Source organism: Chitinophaga sp. YR573 (assembly GCF_900110995.1).
Taxonomy (GTDB): domain Bacteria; phylum Bacteroidota; class Bacteroidia; order Chitinophagales; family Chitinophagaceae; genus Chitinophaga.
In genome coordinates, this window is record NZ_FOJF01000002.1 from 273,957 (window position 1) to 294,347 (window position 20,391).

The 20,391-nt window shown below is 42.4% G+C and carries 14 protein-coding genes; 8 read left to right on the plus strand and 6 right to left on the minus strand.

Annotated elements, in window-relative coordinates; translation table 11 throughout:
• Positions 1-7 precede the first annotated feature (7 nt).
• Both BMW86_RS21085 and BMW86_RS21090 read right to left on the minus strand, forming a co-directional pair.
• On the minus strand, positions 8-1,303 hold the full coding sequence (locus tag BMW86_RS21085) for a hypothetical protein (RefSeq protein ID WP_089783929.1): 1,296 nt from the start codon (positions 1,301-1,303) through the stop codon (positions 8-10).
• A gap of 147 nt (positions 1,304-1,450) precedes the next feature.
• Positions 1,451-1,780, minus strand: coding sequence for a DMT family transporter (locus tag BMW86_RS21090; RefSeq protein ID WP_089783930.1), 330 nt, complete (start codon positions 1,778-1,780; stop codon positions 1,451-1,453).
• 268 nt (positions 1,781-2,048) lie between these two features.
• On the opposite strand from BMW86_RS21090, the gene BMW86_RS21095 reads away from it, so the two are divergent.
• The 3 genes from BMW86_RS21095 to BMW86_RS21105 all read left to right on the plus strand — a co-directional run bounded on the left by BMW86_RS21095 (position 2,049) and on the right by BMW86_RS21105 (position 9,473).
• Positions 2,049-4,667 (plus strand): glycosyl hydrolase family 8, encoded by a 2,619-nt coding sequence (locus BMW86_RS21095; protein ID WP_089783931.1) that lies wholly within the window; start codon positions 2,049-2,051, stop codon positions 4,665-4,667.
• 189 nt (positions 4,668-4,856) lie between these two features.
• Positions 4,857-6,998, plus strand: coding sequence for an alpha-L-fucosidase (locus BMW86_RS21100; protein ID WP_089783932.1), 2,142 nt, complete (start codon positions 4,857-4,859; stop codon positions 6,996-6,998).
• 336 nt (positions 6,999-7,334) lie between these two features.
• Positions 7,335-9,473 (plus strand): GH92 family glycosyl hydrolase, encoded by a 2,139-nt coding sequence (locus BMW86_RS21105; RefSeq protein ID WP_089783933.1) that lies wholly within the window; start codon positions 7,335-7,337, stop codon positions 9,471-9,473.
• Positions 9,474-9,498: 25 nt separating this feature from the next.
• On the opposite strand, the gene BMW86_RS21110 is transcribed toward BMW86_RS21105, so the two are convergent.
• Entirely contained in the window at positions 9,499-10,074 is a 576-nt protein-coding gene (locus BMW86_RS21110; RefSeq protein ID WP_089783934.1) for a hypothetical protein, read from the minus strand.
• A gap of 337 nt (positions 10,075-10,411) precedes the next feature.
• On the opposite strand from BMW86_RS21110, the gene BMW86_RS21115 reads away from it, so the two are divergent.
• A complete protein-coding gene (locus BMW86_RS21115) occupies positions 10,412-13,354 on the plus strand; it encodes an Ig-like domain-containing protein (RefSeq protein ID WP_089783935.1) in 2,943 nt (980 codons plus the stop codon).
• 118 nt (positions 13,355-13,472) lie between these two features.
• Positions 13,473-14,069 carry an SUKH-4 family immunity protein gene (locus BMW86_RS21120; protein WP_089783936.1) on the plus strand — a complete coding sequence of 199 codons (597 nt, stop codon included), beginning with the start codon at positions 13,473-13,475 and terminating at the stop codon, positions 14,067-14,069.
• Here BMW86_RS21120 and BMW86_RS21125 read toward each other — a convergent pair.
• From BMW86_RS21125 to BMW86_RS21135, 3 genes are all read right to left on the minus strand, one after another.
• Entirely contained in the window at positions 14,066-14,920 is an 855-nt protein-coding gene (locus BMW86_RS21125) for a hypothetical protein (RefSeq protein ID WP_089783937.1), read from the minus strand. The genes BMW86_RS21120 and BMW86_RS21125 overlap by 4 nt on opposite strands.
• Before the next feature lie 450 nt (positions 14,921-15,370).
• On the minus strand, positions 15,371-16,171 hold the full coding sequence (locus tag BMW86_RS21130) for a hypothetical protein (RefSeq protein WP_143056646.1): 801 nt from the start codon (positions 16,169-16,171) through the stop codon (positions 15,371-15,373).
• Positions 16,172-16,289: 118 nt separating this feature from the next.
• On the minus strand, positions 16,290-17,102 hold the full coding sequence (locus BMW86_RS21135) for a 2,3,4,5-tetrahydropyridine-2,6-dicarboxylate N-succinyltransferase (RefSeq protein ID WP_089783939.1): 813 nt from the start codon (positions 17,100-17,102) through the stop codon (positions 16,290-16,292).
• A 90-nt stretch (positions 17,103-17,192) separates the two neighbouring features.
• On the opposite strand from BMW86_RS21135, the gene BMW86_RS21140 reads away from it, so the two are divergent.
• The 3 genes from BMW86_RS21140 to BMW86_RS21150 are packed head-to-tail and all read left to right on the plus strand — an operon-like array spanning position 17,193 to position 20,381.
• Complete coding sequence (locus BMW86_RS21140; RefSeq protein ID WP_089783940.1) at positions 17,193-18,323, plus strand: glycosyltransferase family 4 protein; 1,131 nt, start codon at positions 17,193-17,195, stop codon at positions 18,321-18,323.
• A 3-nt stretch (positions 18,324-18,326) separates the two neighbouring features.
• On the plus strand, positions 18,327-18,899 hold the full coding sequence (locus BMW86_RS21145; protein WP_089783941.1) for an L-threonylcarbamoyladenylate synthase: 573 nt from the start codon (positions 18,327-18,329) through the stop codon (positions 18,897-18,899).
• Positions 18,900-18,947: 48 nt separating this feature from the next.
• Positions 18,948-20,381 carry a CCA tRNA nucleotidyltransferase gene (locus BMW86_RS21150; RefSeq protein ID WP_089783942.1) on the plus strand — a complete coding sequence of 478 codons (1,434 nt, stop codon included), beginning with the start codon at positions 18,948-18,950 and terminating at the stop codon, positions 20,379-20,381.
• Positions 20,382-20,391: the final 10 nt, after the last annotated feature.

Sequence of the window (20,391 nt, forward strand, 5' to 3'; positions counted from 1 at the left end):
CTTAGATTTATTTGGAGTAACCGAAGCGGATCTTTACGGGTTCTGAAAAAGGGGCTTGTTGTCTTGCGAGGAAATCATATAGCACAGTAAGTGTACCCTTTAATTTAGGACTTACTTTATAGGTATATTGTATACCCATTAAAGCGCTTTTCTGCCAGCCATTCCAGTTTTTGAGTTGTTCGATATGAGAGAAGGCTGTATAATAATTCATTTCCATACCACCGTTCAGAGAAAACGCTTTTTTAATACGGTAGTCGACAAATGACCTGATCCCGGTACCCTGACTGGAAAAGGCCATCCGGTTAAGTGAGCCCATCCCAAGTTTATAAGCGAGGCCTATACCGGCATGGGTTTTATCAGTGAATTTGTAGGCTGCCTGCAATGCGAGATCTCCGATAGTAGGATACCAGTTATTCGCCCTCTGGAACTGGGTATTACCACCCAATTCTATCCTTTGGAGAAAACGTTTTGTTTTCATCGGATTGGGCTTGAAATCCGGCATTTCTGCTGCATTATCAAGAAAAGGAAATTTGTCTTTTAACTGCTTAAACTGATCCCTCGCCTGGTTAACCTGTTGAGCAACAGCCTGCCGGGCATCAGGACCATCCCCAAGCCGCTGTTGTACCAGCTGTTCTACCTGGCTGCGGGTTTGTAATCCTTCCAGGCTTTGTGTAGTGTTAATATTAAGCAGACCAGCCAGGACGGAGTATTTGCTGAAGAAGTTCTGGAAGGCAGTTGATTTTCGCAATAACGCCATTACTTTGGCTTCCATCTTATCTCTATCCTGAATGATGGAAGTGTACTCCCGGACCTGTTCCTTATAATACCAGGCCTGTTTACTGAGTTGTTGCAGGTCTTTACTGAATGCGGTATACTGCGACAACTGCTCTTTTAATACCTGCTGTCGTTGATTAAGATAAGCGCTTACCTGTTCTGATTCCCCTATGGACGCTTCTAATTGTTTTACACGCTGCTGTAGTTCTTTAGAGGATGATAGAAATTTAGTAACCACCTGTAAAGTATCTAAGTAACTGTTGTAGTTATGATTTATCGCCCCGATAGCTGGTATTTTATCAAAGATCCGGTGGGCAGCAGCGGGGTCGGACTTCATTAATCTGGCCTTCATGCGTTGCTCACGGTTGAGGAACCAGCTTAAAGACTGCCGGCTTCTTTTCCGGATAAGGTCATTCACCTTTTGGGTTTTCTTCTGTATCTGCGCATAATATTTCCCCGGGATAATACTATCCTGTGCAAAGCATGAGACCGTTAACAATAAGAAAAGAGGGGGTAACAGTTTTTTCATAAAACCGGTGGTTGAGGTAACAGAATATTCTGGCGTTAAAACGTCACGCGTCCCGCTGATCTACGTGGAATTGATTGCTACTGGTTATATTGAGATAAAACACTTAACACAGAGTGTATCGAAAAAGTTTAAGATTGTCCGGATAAATTAATGAACAGCACTTTTAGAGAAAACATTTAACACTATTACGCCTATAACAATTAATGACAGGCCGGCTATCGCTGCTACATCTAATTTCTGCTTAAATAATAATAACCCCACAATAGCTGTTAATACTACTCCCAAGCCAGACCAAATAGCATAAGCAATACCCAGTGGGATACTTTTTAATGTTAAACTTAAACAATAGAATGCTACACCATATCCAACAACAACTATCGAAGAAGGAATCAGTTTTGTGAAACCATTTGAGGCATTTAGCGCTGAGGTGGCAGTTACTTCAGCAAGAATAGCAACTAGTAAAAGAAGGTACTTCATGAGATGAAAAGTTTCGACAAAATTATGTTGTTGAAAAAAAAGAAAGATTTTTTTGTCTTAATTAAAAGCGTCCATAAGTATTGATTTTAACTGGTATCAACAACCCCGATTACCATAAAACAGTATTGAGAATCAAGACGCTTAATTGTTTTTTATATTCATTCGCAGAAAATTCAGTATTTATTTTTATCTTAACCGCCCACTGTTATGTTACTGCCCCTAACCTGGCCTATATTCAACATTTACTCAATAAAATAACCAAGAAAAAATGAAAACCCGTATCAGAAATTTGAAATGTAGTCTCACACTTTTATTCTTTATGATGTATGGTCTTGTCAATGCGCAGAACAAGCCGTTTCCACAAGGTGTGAATTTTTCAGGATGTATAAAGCCCAGCAATGTCACGCAGGCGCAAATGAATACAGCCATCCAGACTTTTTACAATACTTATAAATCTAAGTATCTTAAACAGTGTCCAGACGCAACAGATCAGTATTATATGTATGCAGAAGGGAATCCTTCTTCCTCTACAGATGCTACTGTTTCGGAACAACATGGTTATGCCATGATTACAATGGTATTGATGGCAGGTTATGATGCCAATGCCAAGACTTATTATGATGGCATGTACAAACTCTATTCACGTTTCAGATCCACCAGTAACAACAACTTCATGTCGTGGGTGATCAAGAAAAACGGATCTGTTATGGTGGGTGGAGAAGGTTCTGCTACGGATGGTGATTTTGATATCGCCTATTCACTTATCCTGGCACATTACCAGTGGGGTGGTGGTCCGGCAGGAACCTCTGTTACCTACCTGAATGAAGCTAAACGTATTATCAATGCATTTAAAGGTACTAAAGGTGTAGTAGGCGCAACTACCTATCGCACTTTGTTGGGTGATGATTTCAGCAATCAGCTGAACACACGTTCATCAGACTGGATGATTGATCACATGACCGCGTATAAAAATGCGACTGGCGATGCTTTCTGGACCAATGTAGAGAACGAAGTATACAATTGCATAGATGACCTCACCGGAACAGGAAAACCCGGCGCAAGCACCGGATTAGTGTCAGATTTTGCAAAGAACGATCCTGCGGTACCGGATGCTGCCGGCGGAGGTACTGGTGAAGATGATGCTGACAAATACAGCTGGAATGGTTGCCGTTACCCATGGCGCATTGCAATGGGCTATCAGCACTACGGATCAACGAAGGCTAAAGCTGCTATGACAAAACTGCTGGACTGGGCTACAGGAACTCCTACAAGCGGCGATCCTCAGAACTTTAATGGCGGATATAATCTGAACGGCACCAAATTAGGCTCAGATGCAGGTGAACTGGCTTTTGTGGCACCTATTACCCTTGCAGCAACAGTAGATACCAAATACCAGGCTTTCCTGAATAAAGGATGGGGAGAATTAACGACCCTTTCAGGCAGCGATTCTTACAATGATGCGATCGGTCTTCTTTGTATGCTGTCTATTTCCGGTAACTGGTGGATACCTGGTTCTACCAGTACACCAACAGCGCCTGCTGCTCCATCCGGTCTGGTAGCTACGGTAGTTTCCAGCAGTCAGATTAACTTAAGCTGGACAGACAACTCTTCCAACGAAGATAATTTTAAGATTGAATACTCTACAAATGGTGGTACCAGCTGGACTGCCCTCGCTACAACAGCTGCCAATACAACCAGTTATTCCAATACGGGTTTAACAGCAGCCACTGCTTACTCTTACAGGGTGTATGCTGTAAATACGACTGGTAATTCTGCTTATTCCGGAGTAGTAACTGCTACCACTTCATCAGTAGGTACATCTGCTAACCTGGCATTGAATAAAACCGGTGTTGCTTCTTCTCTGGAAACATCTGCTTATCCTGCAAGCCTGGCATTTGATGGCAGCGCTACCACCCGTTGGGCCAGCGTTGAAGGAGTAGACCCACAATGGATCTATGTAGACTTAGGCGCTACGTATGCTATCAACAGGGTGAAAATTACCTGGGAAGCAGCTTATGGCAAAAACTACCTGGTACAAACTTCACCGGATGCTTCTACCTGGACTACCATAAAAACAGTGACAGGTAATACAGCACTTACAAATGATAATACCGGTCTTTCAGGTAACGGTCGTTATGTAAGAATATATGCCACTGCAAGAGGCACCGCATATGGATATTCTATTTATGAATTAGAAGTGTACGGTACAGCCGCACAAACATCTTCCAATATTGCTGTCAGCAAAACTGCCAGTTCTTCTTCAGTAGAAGAAGCCGGTTTTGAAGCAGCGAAAGCTTTTGACGGAGATGCTACCACCACACGCTGGTCTTCTGCTTTCACAGATAATGAATGGTTAGCTGTGGACCTTGGCTCTGCGCAGACTATCTCAAGGGTTGTCCTGAAATGGGAGGCTGCTTATGCGACATCTTATCGCATAGAAACATCTACCGATAACACAACCTGGACTACACAAAAGACCGTGACAGCAGGAACCGGTGGTACCGAAGATCTTAGCTTCACCGCTGTTAGTGCCCGTTATGTAAGAATGTACGGAGTAACGAGAGCAACGGTATATGGTTATTCCATCTGGGAATTTGAAGTGTATCCAACTACATTATCAAACAAAATTGCATATAGCCCGGCTAAGGAAAGTTTAACCGACCTGGTTTCAATCACTGTATCGCCTAATCCGGCAAAGGATGTACTGACTGTTAAATACAAAGGCACGACTCCGCAGTCTGTTTTAAGGATCTATAACATGAACGGACAGCAGACATACTTCTCAAAAGTGAATGGAAATACTACACAAGTAGATGTTTCCAGATGGCCTAAAGGAATTTATATTATTTCAGTAGGTAGTGTTCGCAAGAAAGTAGTAGTAGAATAAATACTAATCAGATTAAAGAAGCCGTATCAATTGTTTTGATACGGCTTCTTTATTTATAAACAGCATTAACTTTCTATCAGTTTTTATAAATATTGTATCAGCCCCCAATAAAAACAAAAAAAACAAGATGGATCCATTATTTTAGTACTCTCATGCTTAGATAGAGAATGCAAAATTAAACAGGTCGTAATGAAGAAACTAATCGGGATAACTGCAATATCCCTTGTAATGGTGGTATCCGGTTGTAAAACAACCACACCTTTAAAAAATACAGCATATGACATTGCTCCACCGGCTCCTTATGGCGCACTGCCTAATGAAGCGCAGCTGAGGTGGCATGAAATGGACATGTACGCTTTTGTGCATTTTACCGTAAACACGTTTACAAATAAAGAATGGGGTTATGGGGATGAAGATCCTGCTATCTTTAACCCTTCTGCATTTGATGCAGATCAGATAGTCGCTGCTATCAAATCTGCCGGATTAACGGGAGTGATCCTTACCTGTAAACACCATGATGGTTTTTGTTTATGGCCTACTAAAACTACGGAACATAATATCAGCCAAAGCCCATGGAAAAATGGTAAAGGAGATATGGTGAAAGAATTTGCTGATGCCTGTAAAAAAGAAGGGCTGAAATTCGGTGTATATCTTTCCCCATGGGATCGTAATAACAAAAATTACGGTACCCAGGAATACGTGAATATCTACCGTGAACAGTACAGGGAGTTATTAACGCAATACGGCCCCGTATTCGAGACCTGGCACGATGGTGCTAATGGAGGAGACGGTTATTACGATGGTGCCCGTGAGAGCCGTAAAATTGATCGTAGCACGTATTATAACTGGCCTGTTACCTGGCAAATGGAAAAAGACCTGCAACCAGGTGCTGTAGTGATGAGTGATGTTGGTCCGGATGTACGCTGGGTAGGTACTGAAAGCGGTTTTGCGGGAGACCCCTGCTGGGCTACTTATACACCACATGGAGAAAATGGGAATAGTACTCCTGCTCCCGGACTCTCAAAGTACGAAGAAGGATTAAATGGCACCCGTAATGGAAAGTTCTGGATACCGGCAGAAACGAATTTCTCTATCAGGCCAGGATGGTTCTATCATAAAAGCGAGGATAACCAGGTGAAAACACCGCAGCAACTGATGGACCATTATTTCGCTTCTGTAGGTGTAGGTACAAGTATGTTGCTGAATGTACCACCCGATCAACGCGGTCTGGTAAATGAAATAGATGCAGGCTCACTAAAAGAATTCGGTGCATTACTGGAAGAAATGTACAGTGTTAACTATGCAGAGGGTGCAACCGTGAAAGCAGACGATATCCGAAATACAGGAAAAGAATATGCCCCTGAAAATGTATTGGATAATGATCCTTACACTTACTGGGGAACTAAAGATAATGTGACTGCCAGCAGCATCGAACTGGACCTGAAAACGACCAGCACATTCAATGTGATCCGTTTAAGGGAGAATATCAAATTAGGACAACGAATAGACGACTGGGCCGTTGATATCTGGGAAAGTGGTAAATGGGTAACCGTTCAAAAAGGAACCGCTATAGGACGTTGTCGTCTTATAAGGTCCAATGAATTACTCACCACTTCCAAAGTGCGTGTACGAATTACTAAAGGAGCCGCCAGTATCTGTTTAAGTGATATCGCTTTATTTAAAGAACCCGCCAGGCTGACAATACCGGCTATTGAACGTGATAAGTCAGGAAATGTCTCTATCTCTACCTCTCCGCAGGTATTCGATATCCGTTATACAGTAGATGGAACTGATCCGGAACTTTCTTCTGCTCATTATGTTCAGCCATTCGCATTGCCGGAAGGTGGTGTAGTGAAAGCAAGAGCATTTAACAATAAAGGCAGACGCAGTGATGCCGGCTCAAGGACATTAGGTATTGTAAAGACCGGCTGGACTATCGCCAATAAGAAATTGGAAAAAGTGATAGACGATGAAGACAAAACTAATGTAATGATGCCCCTGAAAGCCTTTCAGGAACTGGCACCGGATGGTATCACTGTAGATATGGGACATGATGTCAAAATCCGCGCATTCACTTATCTGCCTGCTAAAAACTATCCTGCCAAAGGGTTAATTAACAAGTATAAATTCTATACCAGTGAAAATGGTAAGACCTGGGAAGAACAGAAAGAGGGAGAGTTCTCTAACATAAAAGCGAACCCTGTAGAACAGCGTGTAGATTTATTGACACCTGTTACAGCCAGGTATTTCCGTTTTGTACCTGTAGATGTTATTCCTGCATATGATACGTCCACTGATGTTGGTATAGCAGAACTGGGAGTTATTCAATAAGAAACAGGCTGCCTCAAAAGCTCAAAAGTATTAGTAGACACTAAAAAGGCTCCGTTAGGAGCCCCGTGTTTGTAGCACAATTTATATTCTACATAATAGACTCCGTTAGGAGTCCCCTATTATAACAAATAATAGGGGACTCCTAACGGAGTCTTGTTTTGTTGTTTAATATGTTTTTCTATAAACACGAGGCTCCTAACGGAGCCTATTTAGTGTCTACTGCAAACATATAGAGGGGGTATCAGTTACTTTCTTTTTATAATCATATCACCGCTGATGTAATTTTTAAAAACTTCCATTTATAAGATTTTATATTTGAAAAAATAGTTCACGTTAATGGATAATCAAATTAAAAAGCTCATATGCTTTGTACCGTTGTTGCTGCTCGTTAGTTTTTCCCACGGACAAACAAAGTATGTAAACACGTTTATTGGTACCGCTCCGCTTACAGATCCTAAAATCCTTGGTTATGAATTGCCTCATGGCTGGAGATCATGGGCTGGTCTTACCTTTCCCGGAAGTTCTTTACCTAACGCCATGGTGCAGCTGAGCCCGATTACCGCATACGGGTCTGGTGCAGGATATGAATATGAGGATACAGTCATTTATGGGTTCACACACACGAATAAGGGGCACTGGAATTTGTGTAATATTCCAGTGCTGCCGGTGTCTGATCCGGGTAAGGGATTTAGTTCGAGGTTTAGTCATAAAAGAGAAAGCTCGGCCCCGGGTTTTTACCAGGTATACCTGGAAGATTACAATGTAAATGTCAGCCTCACTTCTACCTTAAGATGCGGTTATCATCAATATGAATATAAAAACAATACCAACAGACAAATACTCTTTGACCTCGCCAAAGCTAATAACCATATTTCCAACTGGAATATAGAGCAGGATGGAAGCAATGCTTTACAGGGCTATCAGCAAGCAGGAGAGAAGATCTATTTCTATGCACGACTGAATACAAACGTCGAAAAGCTGGAAAAGACAAAAGAAGGTAAGCAGGATGGTTTTGCTGTAGTACATCTGGTAAATGGAGATGTAAAACCAGTAACACTCGAAATAGGAATTTCATTTGTAAGTACAGCAAATGCGAAAGAAAATCTGGAGAAAGAAATAGGTAATAAATCGTTTTCAGAAATCCGTAAAGAAGCAAATGATAAATGGGAAGCCTTGTTATCGCGTATCCAGATAAAAGGTGGAACAGAGAAACAAAAACGGATGTTTTATTCCTGCCTTTACCGTTCGTTCCTGTGGCCCGCCTTACGTAGTGATGTGAATATGGAATACACGGATGCAAAACATAATGTAGTAAAGAATGGATTTAACTATTATACAGAACCTTCTTTATGGGATACCTATCGTAATAAAGATGTTTTATTAGGATTGATATCTCCACAGGTAACATTGGATGTAATTAAATCTATGAAGGATGTGGGTGATAAAACAGGCTTCATTCCTACATTCTTCCACGGAGATCATGGCACATCCTCTATAGCAGGAGCGTATTTAAGAGGGATTGATAATTTTGATATAAAAGGCACTTACCAGATATTGTTAAGGAATGCGAATGTATCCGGTGGTGCCCGTCCTTATATAGCAGAATACATTGAGAAGGGTTATATCTCAGATCCTGATATTGCTAACCCTCATGTAGAAACGAAGGCAAAAGCAGGTGTTTCCAAAACCCTGGAATATTCTTATGATGATTACTCTCTTGCACAGATAGCCAAAAAGCTGGGAGATACCGCCAACTACAGCATATTAATGGCCAGATCAAAGAATTATAAAAACATGTTTGATCCTTCTACGCGGTTTATGAGAGGCCGGTTAGAAAACGGTGAATGGATTAAAAACTTCAATCCTCAATACCCTTATTACGAATACATGTACAGGGAAGCCAATGCCTGGCAGGTATCATTCTTTGCTCCGCATGATATGCCCGGACTGATCGCTTTATATGGTGGTGCAAAAGGATTCGAATCCAAACTGGACTCGCTCTTTACCATACCCTGGAATCCTGCCTATATTGCCAGGAATGTAGAGACTATGATAGGCCAGTACTGTCATGGTAACCAACCCGATCATGAAGCTCCTTTTGCTTATTACTTTATCAACAAACCGGAAAAATCACAAAAGATTATAGATACTATTCTGAATAGTTTATATGGGATAGGGGATGATGGTCTGGCTCTTTGTGGAATGGATGATGCCGGGGAGATGTCTGCCTGGTATGTGCTCAGTTCTTTAGGTTTATATACCTATTCTGCAACAGATCCTTCATACCTGGTGACGGTCCCTCTTTTTGATGAGGTAAAATGGAAGACCAACAGTGGTAAACTGCTTACATTGACTAAACCAGGAAAGGGGAGGGCACTGACAGCAATAAATGTAAATGGGAAGCGACTCAATGGTTATTTCGTATCCCATGATTTATTTAAGAGTGGGGGAGAGATTCAGATACAGACAAAATAAAAAAAGCCCCCAGGGGCTTTTTTTATTATAAATGACCTTTTGGTTTAGGAATTACCTTGCAGCAATTGCCGTTTTTATCCAATGGATCAGACAGATAAACGCCATTCGCTTTTTTATCTATTTTCTGGGTGTACTCCGCATCGAAAATAAGCCTGCCCTTATTGATCTCATAGAATTTCGAAGGGTTATAGTATATCGAATCATTCGATGGATAGGTTGTTGGCAGTTCACTACCACCAAACTCCAGATTACCATCATGGTCCATGTCCTTGACATCAGAACTGATGGCATCTAACAGTGAATCCGCTTTTGAGTTATTGATGCCGAAAACATACAATCTGTCTTTTTTAGGACTTCCTTTTATCTCCAGGAACAGGAATACATTACCATTGTCTTCTACCAGGCGATTACGTCTGGTGGCGTAATTGATATTGTCTGCGGCGAACTGGAAGGCCCGGTTGCCATTCACGAAGATAGTCCCCTTATACACCGTGATCTTTTGCTGCTTGCTGCTGGTGAAATGCAGCTCGGTCTTAGGTGTCTGGGCAAAGGCTGGCAAGCCAATAAAAAGCAGGAGACAGTGTCTGAGTTGAAAACGCATAGTGATATTGTTAAATAAGACCTTAACTTAAGTAATTTCCTGCTAAATACAAAAAAGGCGTATACAATACGTCTACAAAATATATGTGAAGTATCTCTCTGGAAGCATGTTTTATTATACTTTGTAGAGGCTTTGTATATAATTTATATCCCTAATCAGAGCTTTGTCAGATACTTTTGATTGATAATCAATGTAATCGGTTTTACAGATACACAACCCTCCTCTACTTGCTGTATTTACATTTTTGCCCATATTTTTGGGCACTATAGCTGCGTATTTAAACCTGAAAAAGCCAGCGTATTCTATTGAAATACTCACAAAAAATCGATGCTATTATATGCCCAGATACTTTGTTCGAGCGGTCTTTAATATCCTCTTATTGTTACAAATTAATGTCTGTTTTGCCGCTGTTTATGTTAATGTAAATAATCCCACTCCAGGTGCAGGGACCTCCTGGGCAACCGCCTATAACGATTTAAATGCCGCTTTTGCGGCGGCTCCCTCTGGAGCTGATATCTGGGTAGCCCAGGGGACCTATTACCCAACAACGGGGACCGACAGGACCATCGCGTTTAATGTACTACCGATGTACGTTCATGTGTATGGCGGTTTCGTAGGAAATGAGACCCTGCTGACCCAGCGCGACTTCAGGAATCACCCCACCATCCTGAGCGGAGATATCGGTGTAAAAGGAGATGCCAGCGACAACTCTTACAGTGTGGTACGTTTTAATGCAGGTGCTAACGGAAGCAGTACCTTTGATGGTTTTACCATCCGTGATGGTAATGCCAACTATGGATATCCCGGTTCTACAACACCTTCAGAGTATAATCAGGGGGGAGGTATTGAGCTGTACTCCACAGTAGTTAGTTTCTATACATATGCGTATGCTCAGGTACTGAACTGTACCTTTATCAACAACTTTGCAGTATATGGAGGAGCTTATGCAAGCTACTCAACCACAGGTACTATCGCTTTTGCTACCGCATTTAACTGTGTATTCAAAGATAATACTGCAGTGGTAGACGGGGGGGCATATGCTACGGTATCAGTGAATGGAGATGTGGTATATACCGACCTGTTGAACAGTGTCTTTATCAATAACAAAACTATCAATGGGGGAGGATCTGCTATATCAACCTATGTTGATACCAACCCCAATGCTGTAAGGGTTAATGTAACAAACTGTGTATTTTATAATAATCCACTACCTCTGATAAATAGTGTGTTGCTGAATGGTGCAGCAGTAAACAGGATCTGGTGTTCTTATTCGATCTTCTGGAATCCCACGCCCTATCCGGATAATAGTTTCATTAGTAGCGGAGGTGTTACCTATAATACCTGTGATATGTATATGGCTACAGCCAGCAGTGGTAATACGAATGTTGATCCCCTGTTTGTGGATGCGCCTGCAGGTAATTTTCATGTTTCACCCTGTTCACCTGTTATTGACTATGCTGGTTATGCTTATTATGGCGCACCATGGAATACTGATTTTGATGGAAACCCTCGTTTACAGGGGGGGAGTGAAGATTTGGGGATTTACGAATCAACGAAAACAACATTTGCTGCACCAACAGTTTCTACACCCACCCTTAACTATTGCGAGGGCGCTACTGTAACGGATGATTTGTCAGCCTTAGTGATTTCACCTACAGGTACACTCAACTGGTACGATGCATCCAATAATGCTTTAACAGGCGCGCCAACACCATCTACGACTGCTGCCGCCACCAGCATTTATTATGTGTCGCAGTCTGTGGGTACCGGTTGTGAAAGCCCTAAGACCCAAATTACAGTAGTAGTGGCAGCTGCCCCTTCAACACCATTAGATCCGGGATTGTCTTACTGTATGAATGCAACGCCTGCAGATTTAGATCTGAGTATTACAAAGGCTGCCCCTACAAATACGCTGATTTGGTATAGTGCAGCTACTGGTGGAACCGTATTACCTGCTACGCCTGTAATATCAACTGCTACTGCCGGTTCTCAATATTTTTATGTAAGTCAGAAGGCTGGTTGCGAAAGTGGTATTGCTACCGTAGAAGTGAAAGTGACAAAAACAGATGCACCGGTAACTACAGATCCTGCACCTGTCTATTGTCAGGGAGCTGCGGCAACACCTTTAGATATTACCGGGGCTTCCCTGTTATGGTATACAGCTGCTACAGGTGGAACGGGTAAGAGTACCATCCCAACACCATCCACCACTACAACCGGTTCCCAGGATTATTATATCAGTCAGACGTTGAACGGTTGTGAAAGTGATCGTACTGTCATTACTGTTACTGTAAACAACAAACCCGCCGCACCCACTACTACCAATACAACACTTACTTACTGTGTAGGTGTGCCTGCCGCAACACTGGATGCTACCGGTACTAACCTGCAATGGTATACAGGTGCAACTTTATTACCTGCTGCGCCAACGCCTTCTACAGCTACGGCTGGTACGGAGAATTACGGCGTAAGCCAGACAGTATCCGGCTGTGAAAGCCAGCAGACAGCCATTAGTGTTACAGTAGAAGCGCAATTGCCAGCGCCTGATGCAACAGGAGCCACTTACTGTCTGAATGATCCGGCGATAGCGCTGACGGCTACAGGGAATGATTTACTGTGGTATACTACAGATGCCGGTGGTGTAGGTAGTACTGAAGCGCCACAGCCGCTAACAATGAGCAGCGGTAATACTACGTATTATGTGAGTCAGTCGAATAATGGGGCCTGTGAAAGTGATCGTACAGCAGTGGTGGTTACCGTGAATGATTTACCGCAGGTAAGTATCAATACTGCAGGTAAGCCTGCCTGTCGCGGTACTTATGTAACATTACAGGCATCTGGTGCTGCTTCCTACCAATGGAGCCCTGCAACGGGCCTTTCCAATGCAGCAGTTAGTGGTCCGCTGGCATTGATGGATAACAACATTTCCTACACGGTAACAGGTACGGATATAAATGGCTGTAAAGCTACTGCACAGGTGAATTTACAGGTAAATGATAACTGTGGAGATTACGTGATGCCTACTGCTTTTACTCCTAACGGAGATGGGGTGAATGATCTTTTCCATGTAGTTAGCTACAACGTGCCTAAGACTTTTAATATGCAGATATTTAACCGTTATGGCGGAATTGTATTTGCAAGTAGTGATATTAATACCGGATGGGATGGAACGCAGAAGGGAACCCCTGCACCGGATGGAACATATGTATATATCATCCAGATTAACACCTCAGACGGAAAGGTGATCAATAAAAAAGGAACTGTATTACTGATCAGATAATAAAAACGGCCGGAGATACTCTCTGGCCGTTAATTTATTGTATCCAAAAGAAAATAATTACCTTATATATTTTATTATTTGATATAAATCATTAATATTAGGGTATTAATTGAATGATATGGCCCCACAGGATTTTAAGAATAATTGGATGCAGCATTCGGACAGCCCGCTTTTTCCGATATCCCCTGAGCGACTAAAACGCTTTAACTTATTGCCGTCTACAACTGCATTTCTAACAACAACAGGGTTCCCTAAATATGTAATGCCTGTCTTATCATTTAAAGAGGATTCCGATGATATTTTTTCTGGTATCAGCAGATTAAACGAATTGCATGATACTTTAGGGAATGATCCTGAATATGAAAAGTATGTTGTAATTGGCAGCTGCCGGGATCTGGACCCTATTGCCATTGATACAAAAGATTTTGACCGGATAGTAGCGCTGGACCGTAAAGATTCTTTTACACCATTTTATTTCAATAGTTCCATTGAAACACTGGCTGAATTCTTAATTATCTATAGAGATTTTGAAGAGTCTATTGTTACAGAACATGGCGTAGAAGGCTTTCAGAACGCGTATTTCACAGATATACAGCTTGAACATTTTCAAGGCTGCATGTCAAAGGTTGATCCGAGAGCATTAAAGGAGGGAAGCTTCTGGAAAAGTATCTTTGATATGTGGCTTTCATTAAGACAGCAATACCTGGATAGTTAAAATGGATCTGTGTTTGCTGATAATGTCATGAGTTCCGTATCGGCTATAGTCATCATTGCAAAAGGTTGTGGAGAAGTTTTTTTGCGCAGGATAATGGTGTAAGGGCTATCGAAGATCATTCTCTTAACGGGAATACTGTCTAATGCTGCCATCATATCAGCTTCATTGAATACAGTAGCGCCTTTTTCAGTTAAAAGAAATGCATTACGCAGGCTTGCATTGGTAATAGTGTAAGTTTCTTTTCCTGCCCTGAACTGTTGTCCTTGAACAGATGACAATTGTTGCGTCAGATCGAAGTTGATTTTCGGCGCAGAGAAACCATCATTTTCCATAAATGAAGTCCTCCAGGACTCTTTCTTTTTTGCATCAGCGATATCAATATTTACCGATTTGTAAAGTTTATTGAAATCATGAAATTGATTATATCCCATGCAGAATAGTATCTCTTTTGATGTATCCTGTGGGGTAATGCTAACAATAAAATGTTTCTCATCTTTATAAGAAAGAATGTCGATGTAATCACGATATTCATATGAATAAGTTATCCCGAAATATTTGACCTTTTTATTCCCGAAAGAGCCCTGTATCGTATCAAAAGAATGTTTAAAAGGAAGCTCTGCATACATGGTTGCCTTAACGTTGACCTCTCCATTCTCTGCACTTGCCTCTACTTCACTTCCTGGAATATTATCTGGTATTATTAGTGGTGAATAAGCCAGCGCTTTGATAGCAGCAGCGGTTTTATTTGTTAACCGTATGTTGTGATGTAAGAGGATATCCAGTTGTTGCCATGCCATTTCCATAGTAGGTATGTAGATATTATTTGCTCCCGGAACCAAAGGATCAGACATTGTTAAGATAAACCTCGTATTGGGTTTGGTGGAAATATCTTTGGATAAACTTGCATCGAAAAGTAAGGGATTCTTTCCTTCATACCTTTTTACAGGCTTACAATGACTACAACAAAATATAATTAAACAGGCAGATAGGGAAATACGCATAGGACGACAAAATAGATGTTTTTCCTCTAAATAAAAAACATACGGGTAATGGGTAGTGTCTCAGTTTGATTGCATAATCTTCGTGCCAGATGTTATTGATCAATAAATACACCTTATCTGACGTGAATATTAGGTGAAGTTAAATTGAAAAACAAATCCTGAACCCATATTCCAAAGCTAAATCAGAGAACTAAACAGTCAGATGCAGTGTATTTATGATCAATACATCTGGCAATCTACGCTGTCATTACATTCGAACTGAGGCACTACCGGGTAATGGTTACCATTACCCGTATTAGCTTATCTGCAATTATAACTGATTTGTAGATCCGTTAAAAGCATTGTAGCAAACTGCCCGTAGCCATGACTATTGGAAAAGTCTAGCGCTGTTGGCAGGCCATATTGATTGAAGGCAGTCGCATGAAATGAATTGTTTACACTGTAATCCCTGTCCAGAAATTGCCAGATAGGATGGGTACTACGTAAATTAATCTTATCATCGAAACTAAAGTTGGCCGTATTAGTAGCCCCGCTTCTTGTTGTAACTATCTTCACCAGGTTGCCATCCCGGTTATAAGTATATAATCTGGTGGTAATATCACTTTCAACAAAGCCATAAGTATCAGTGGATTTGATAATCCTGTCTTTCAGGTCATATCCATAGGTAGATACATTTCTTACCCTAAGTTGTCCATTATTGGTTTGATCCGGTAACGGGATACCCGGGCCAACAAGTCCGAATTCAAATGTAGTATCTGATATAATCCTGTTTTTTGCATCATAATGATAACGGTGCCATATATCAAAATAAGGGTTAGGACTGGTATAAACACCGTAAAAGTCTGTCAGCCTGTTTTTCTTATCGTAGATGAATAAAAAATTAGGAGAGCTGGTGCCTACGTAAGTGCGGGTAATACTCACAGGGTTCCCTTTGTTATTATAGGCAAAAGTAAGAGTGTCTTCAGGAGCGACAACAGCAAACCCCTGTATTATTTTTACAATCTGGCAGGAATGGGTAGCGGGGGAACAATCGGGATACTTGTTACAGCCGGATAAAATGCACGTCATAGCGCACAATACAATCAATGAAAATTGTTTCATGAGAAGATTTTTGGAGTGTAAAGAATTGTTACCTGGGAGTAGGGGTTATCGGTATGCAGGAATAAAGTACTTGGAATATAGGGAAGAGGTGCAGATACCTGCACCTCTTTAAAATATATTATACAGCTACATTAAACTCTCTCAATGTATCATTTAAACTTGTTTTGAGATCTGTAGAGGCTTTACGCTGACCAATAATCAGTGCACAGGGAACCTGGTATTCACCGGCAGGGAATTTCTTGGTATAGGAACCAGGAATTACTACGCTACGGGCTGGTACACGGCCTTTGTATTCTACCGGCTCAGGACCAGTAACATCGATGATCTTGGTACTTTTGGTCAGTACTACGTTGGCGCCTAATACTGCTTCTTTCTCAACAATTACACCTTCTACCACGATGCAGCGGGAACCTACGAAACAGCCGTCCTCAATGATAACCGGACCAGCTTGCAACGGTTCCAGTACTCCACCGATACCCACACCACCACTCAGGTGAACGTGTTTACCGATCTGTGCGCAGGAGCCAACAGTAGCCCAGGTGTCAACCATAGTGCCTTCATCCACATAAGCGCCGATGTTCACATAAGAAGGCATCAGGATTGCTCCTTTAGCTATATATGCGCCATAACGGGCAATTGCATGCGGGACTACACGTACGCCAAGGTCTTTATAATTGGATTTCAGCTTCATTTTGTCGAAAAACTCGAAGGGACCGAGGCTGATGGTCTCCATTGGCTGAATAGAGAAATACATCAGTATGGCTTGTTTTACCCATTCATTTACTGTCCAGCCATTTTCTCCGGGTTGTGCCACTCTTGCCTTCCCTTTATCTACAGCCTCGATCACGCATTTTACAGCATCCGTATATTTAGTATCCTGTAAAAGGGTGCGGTCGCTCCAGGCTTGAAGAATTAATTCTTTTTGCTCCATCTTGAAATGATTTTGTCACAAACATAAGAAAAGAAAAGGTATCGAAAGAGAGCTTGTTTTTACTAACTTTACCACCCTTTAAACACGACTATGAACATAGCCTTTGACGCAAAGCGGGCTTTTCAGAATAATACGGGCCTGGGAAATTATAGCCGTACCCTTATCAGTTCTCTCGCTACATATTATCCTTCAAATGATTATTACTTATATGCGCCTAAGCTTACAGAGATGTATGTTACGGCCGCATATCCCAACATACACACGGTATTGCCTGAAAAAAGACTGCACCGCTGGTTCCGCAGCGCCTGGCGCAGTAAATATGTGGTAGGGGAACTGGCTAAAAAGAATATTTCCATTTATCATGGATTAAGTCATGAAATTCCTTTCGGGATACATGAAAGCGGGGTGAAAAGCGTTGTAACCATGCACGACCTGATCTTTGAACGTTATCCCGGGCAGTATAACCCGATAGACGTGCAAACCTACCGCCGTAAAGCAAAGTATGCCAGTCTGTATGCAGATAAGATCATTGCTATCAGCGAACAGACCAAACAGGACCTCATTAATTATTATAATACACCGGCAGAGAAGATAGCCGTGGTTTACCAGAGCTGTGATGAGATGTTCGCAGTCTCTCACCCGGCAAACGTAATACAGGAGCTGCTTACGAAATATCATCTTCCAAAAGAATATTTTCTTTATGTAGGTTCTATTATAGAGCGTAAAAACCTGTTGTCCATCATAAAAGCAATGCTACAGCTAAAAGGCAAGGTGGACATACCATTGGTAGTGCTGGGAAATGGCAGTGGATATAAGAAGAAAGTAAAAGCATTTATAGCAGCCCATGACCTGTCCGACAGGGTCATCTGGTTAAATGAACAGGCTAAATTTGCTTACGGGGATTTACCCGCGCTGTACCAGGGAGCTAAAGCGCTGATCTATCCATCTATTTTTGAAGGCTTTGGTATTCCCATTTTAGAGGCTTTATGGAGCCGTACACCAGTGATTACCTCTGAAGGGTCATGTTTCCTGGAAACAGCCGGAAATGCGGCTGTTTATATCGATCCGCTGCATCCGCAATCAATTGCAGAAGCAATGAAGGAGATACTGGAGAACCCTTCGAAGGTGGCAGATATGAAAGAAAAAGGATGGGCACATGCCCAGTTATTTACCCGGGATAAATGTGCCGCAGGGGTAATGAAAGTATACGAAAGTTTATAGAACATGATTGATTTCGAAAATGATATTACAGCTTCTCTGGAAGCCCTCAGAAACGGGGGATTGATCCTGTACCCGACAGATACCATCTGGGGGATAGGCTGTGATGCGACAGACGAAACCGCAGTAAAGCGGATTTTTGCGCTTAAACAAAGGCCGGAGCAAAAAAGCCTGGTAGTACTGCTGGCTGATGTGCGGGACCTGCTGAAATACGTAGCAAGCCCCAGTCCGGATATAGCAGATATTATCGCCGGTTTCGACCGCCCAACCACGGTCATCTATGAAGGTGCCCTGGGCCTGGCCCCCAATGTGATCAATGAAGACGGCTCCATAGCCATCAGGATCGTGCAGGAGCCATTCTGCCGTCATCTGATAAAAAGACTGCGTAAACCGCTTATTTCCACCTCTGCGAATATCAGCGGACAAGCATCCCCTGCGTCTTTTGCCGATATAGACCCTACTTTAAAAAGTGGCGTAGATTATGCTGTGAACTACCGGCAGGATGAAATAACGTCTTCCCGTCCTTCCCGTATTATTAAGATGGGGAAAGATGGTTCCGTTCAGGTGATAAGAGAGTAGGCTAGTGGTTATGAACTAAAAAAACTACTTTTGCCGTTTTATTCATTTATGATCAGCAAAAGGCCTATAGATATTCCCTGTACATTGCAGGAGCGGAAAGTGTTGGAACAGATAGCGTTAGCCGCCCAGGAACTGGGTGTTCCGTGCTACCTGATAGGAGGCTTCGTGCGGGATAAGTTGTTGAACAGGCGTACAAAAGATATGGATGTGGTATGTGTAGGCGATGGTATCGCACTGGCACATAAGGTAGCCACTCATTTTGATAATGTACCAGTCAATTTTTTCAAAACCTACGGCACTGCCCAGGTAAAATGGAATGAGCTTGAAATTGAGTTCGTTGGCGCCAGAAAGGAAAGCTACCGGCGCGACTCCCGTAATCCGGAAGTAGTGCCTGGCACCTTAAAGGACGACCAGCTACGCCGGGATTTTACCATCAACGCGCTGGCTATCAGTCTGAATGAAACAGATTATGGTACGCTGATTGACCCTTTCAACGGTCTGGCAGACCTGGAAGCTAAAATTATCCGTACGCCACTGGAACCGGCACAAACGTTCATCGATGATCCGCTGCGTATGATGCGTGCCATCAGGTTTGCCTCTCAGCTGCAGTTTACGATCACAGACGAGGCATTCACTGCTATCCAGGATAATGCGGAAAGAATAAAGATCATCTCTCAGGAGAGGATCACAGACGAGTTTAATAAGATCATGTTGTCTCCGGTGCCTTCCGTAGGACTTGATTTGCTCTATAAAGCAGGACTTTTAAAGATCATCCTGCCCCAGATGATAGACCTGGTAGGTGTGGAAATGGTGGAAGGCAAAGGACATAAGGATAATTTCTATCACACCCTGCAGGTGGTGGATAATATTGCCAGGAATACGAAAGACCTCTGGTTACGCTGGGCAGCACTGCTGCATGATATCGGTAAGCCTGCAACCAAACGCTTTGAACAGGGCCATGGCTGGACCTTCCACGGGCATGATGCCGTAGGAGGGAAGATGGTCCCCAGGATCTTCGCTAAAATGAAGCTGCCTCAGCACGAAAGCATGCGGCTGGTGAAAAAGCTGGTAGAACTGCATCTGCGGCCTATCAGCGTTACCAAAGAGAATATCACGGATTCTGCTATACGCCGCCTGTTATTTGACGCAGGAGATGATATCGAAGGACTGATGATGCTCTGTGAGGCGGATATCACATCCAAGAACAGGGTAAAAGTAAAACGTTACCTCGAAAACTTCGAACTGGTACGCCAGCGGCTGAAAGAAGTGGAAGAGATAGACCGGATACGCAACTGGCAGCCTCCCGTAACAGGAGAAATGATCATGGAAACTTTTGGGCTAAAGCCTTCAAGAATAGTGGGAGATCTGAAAAATGCCATCCGTGAGGCGATACTGGATGGCGAAATTCCAAACACGTATGAAGCCGCATTTGCCTTCCTGCTGGAAAAAGCACAAGCATTGGATTTGACACCAGTTAAATAAAAATGTTAAT

What these genes read in the sequence shown, in the direction of transcription:
- BMW86_RS21105 (WP_089783933.1), top strand. Translation starts at nt 7,335, where the DNA reads ATGGATAATCAAATTAAAAAGCTCATATGCTTTGTACCGTTGTTGCTG.
- BMW86_RS21095 (WP_089783931.1), top strand. Translation starts at nt 2,049, where the DNA reads ATGAAAACCCGTATCAGAAATTTGAAATGTAGTCTCACACTTTTATTC.
- BMW86_RS21130 (WP_143056646.1), bottom strand. Translation starts at nt 16,171, where the DNA reads ATGAAACAATTTTCATTGATTGTATTGTGCGCTATGACGTGCATTTTA.
- BMW86_RS21110 (WP_089783934.1), bottom strand. Translation starts at nt 10,074, where the DNA reads ATGCGTTTTCAACTCAGACACTGTCTCCTGCTTTTTATTGGCTTGCCA.
- BMW86_RS21145 (WP_089783941.1), top strand. Translation starts at nt 18,327, where the DNA reads ATGATTGATTTCGAAAATGATATTACAGCTTCTCTGGAAGCCCTCAGA.
- BMW86_RS21125 (WP_089783937.1), bottom strand. Translation starts at nt 14,920, where the DNA reads ATGTCTGATCCTTTGGTTCCGGGAGCAAATAATATCTACATACCTACT.
- BMW86_RS21115 (WP_089783935.1), top strand. Translation starts at nt 10,412, where the DNA reads ATGCCCAGATACTTTGTTCGAGCGGTCTTTAATATCCTCTTATTGTTA.
- BMW86_RS21120 (WP_089783936.1), top strand. Translation starts at nt 13,473, where the DNA reads ATGGCCCCACAGGATTTTAAGAATAATTGGATGCAGCATTCGGACAGC.
- BMW86_RS21090 (WP_089783930.1), bottom strand. Translation starts at nt 1,780, where the DNA reads ATGAAGTACCTTCTTTTACTAGTTGCTATTCTTGCTGAAGTAACTGCC.
- BMW86_RS21100 (WP_089783932.1), top strand. Translation starts at nt 4,857, where the DNA reads ATGAAGAAACTAATCGGGATAACTGCAATATCCCTTGTAATGGTGGTA.
- BMW86_RS21135 (WP_089783939.1), bottom strand. Translation starts at nt 17,102, where the DNA reads ATGGAGCAAAAAGAATTAATTCTTCAAGCCTGGAGCGACCGCACCCTT.
- BMW86_RS21150 (WP_089783942.1), top strand. Translation starts at nt 18,948, where the DNA reads ATGATCAGCAAAAGGCCTATAGATATTCCCTGTACATTGCAGGAGCGG.
- BMW86_RS21140 (WP_089783940.1), top strand. Translation starts at nt 17,193, where the DNA reads ATGAACATAGCCTTTGACGCAAAGCGGGCTTTTCAGAATAATACGGGC.
- BMW86_RS21085 (WP_089783929.1), bottom strand. Translation starts at nt 1,303, where the DNA reads ATGAAAAAACTGTTACCCCCTCTTTTCTTATTGTTAACGGTCTCATGC.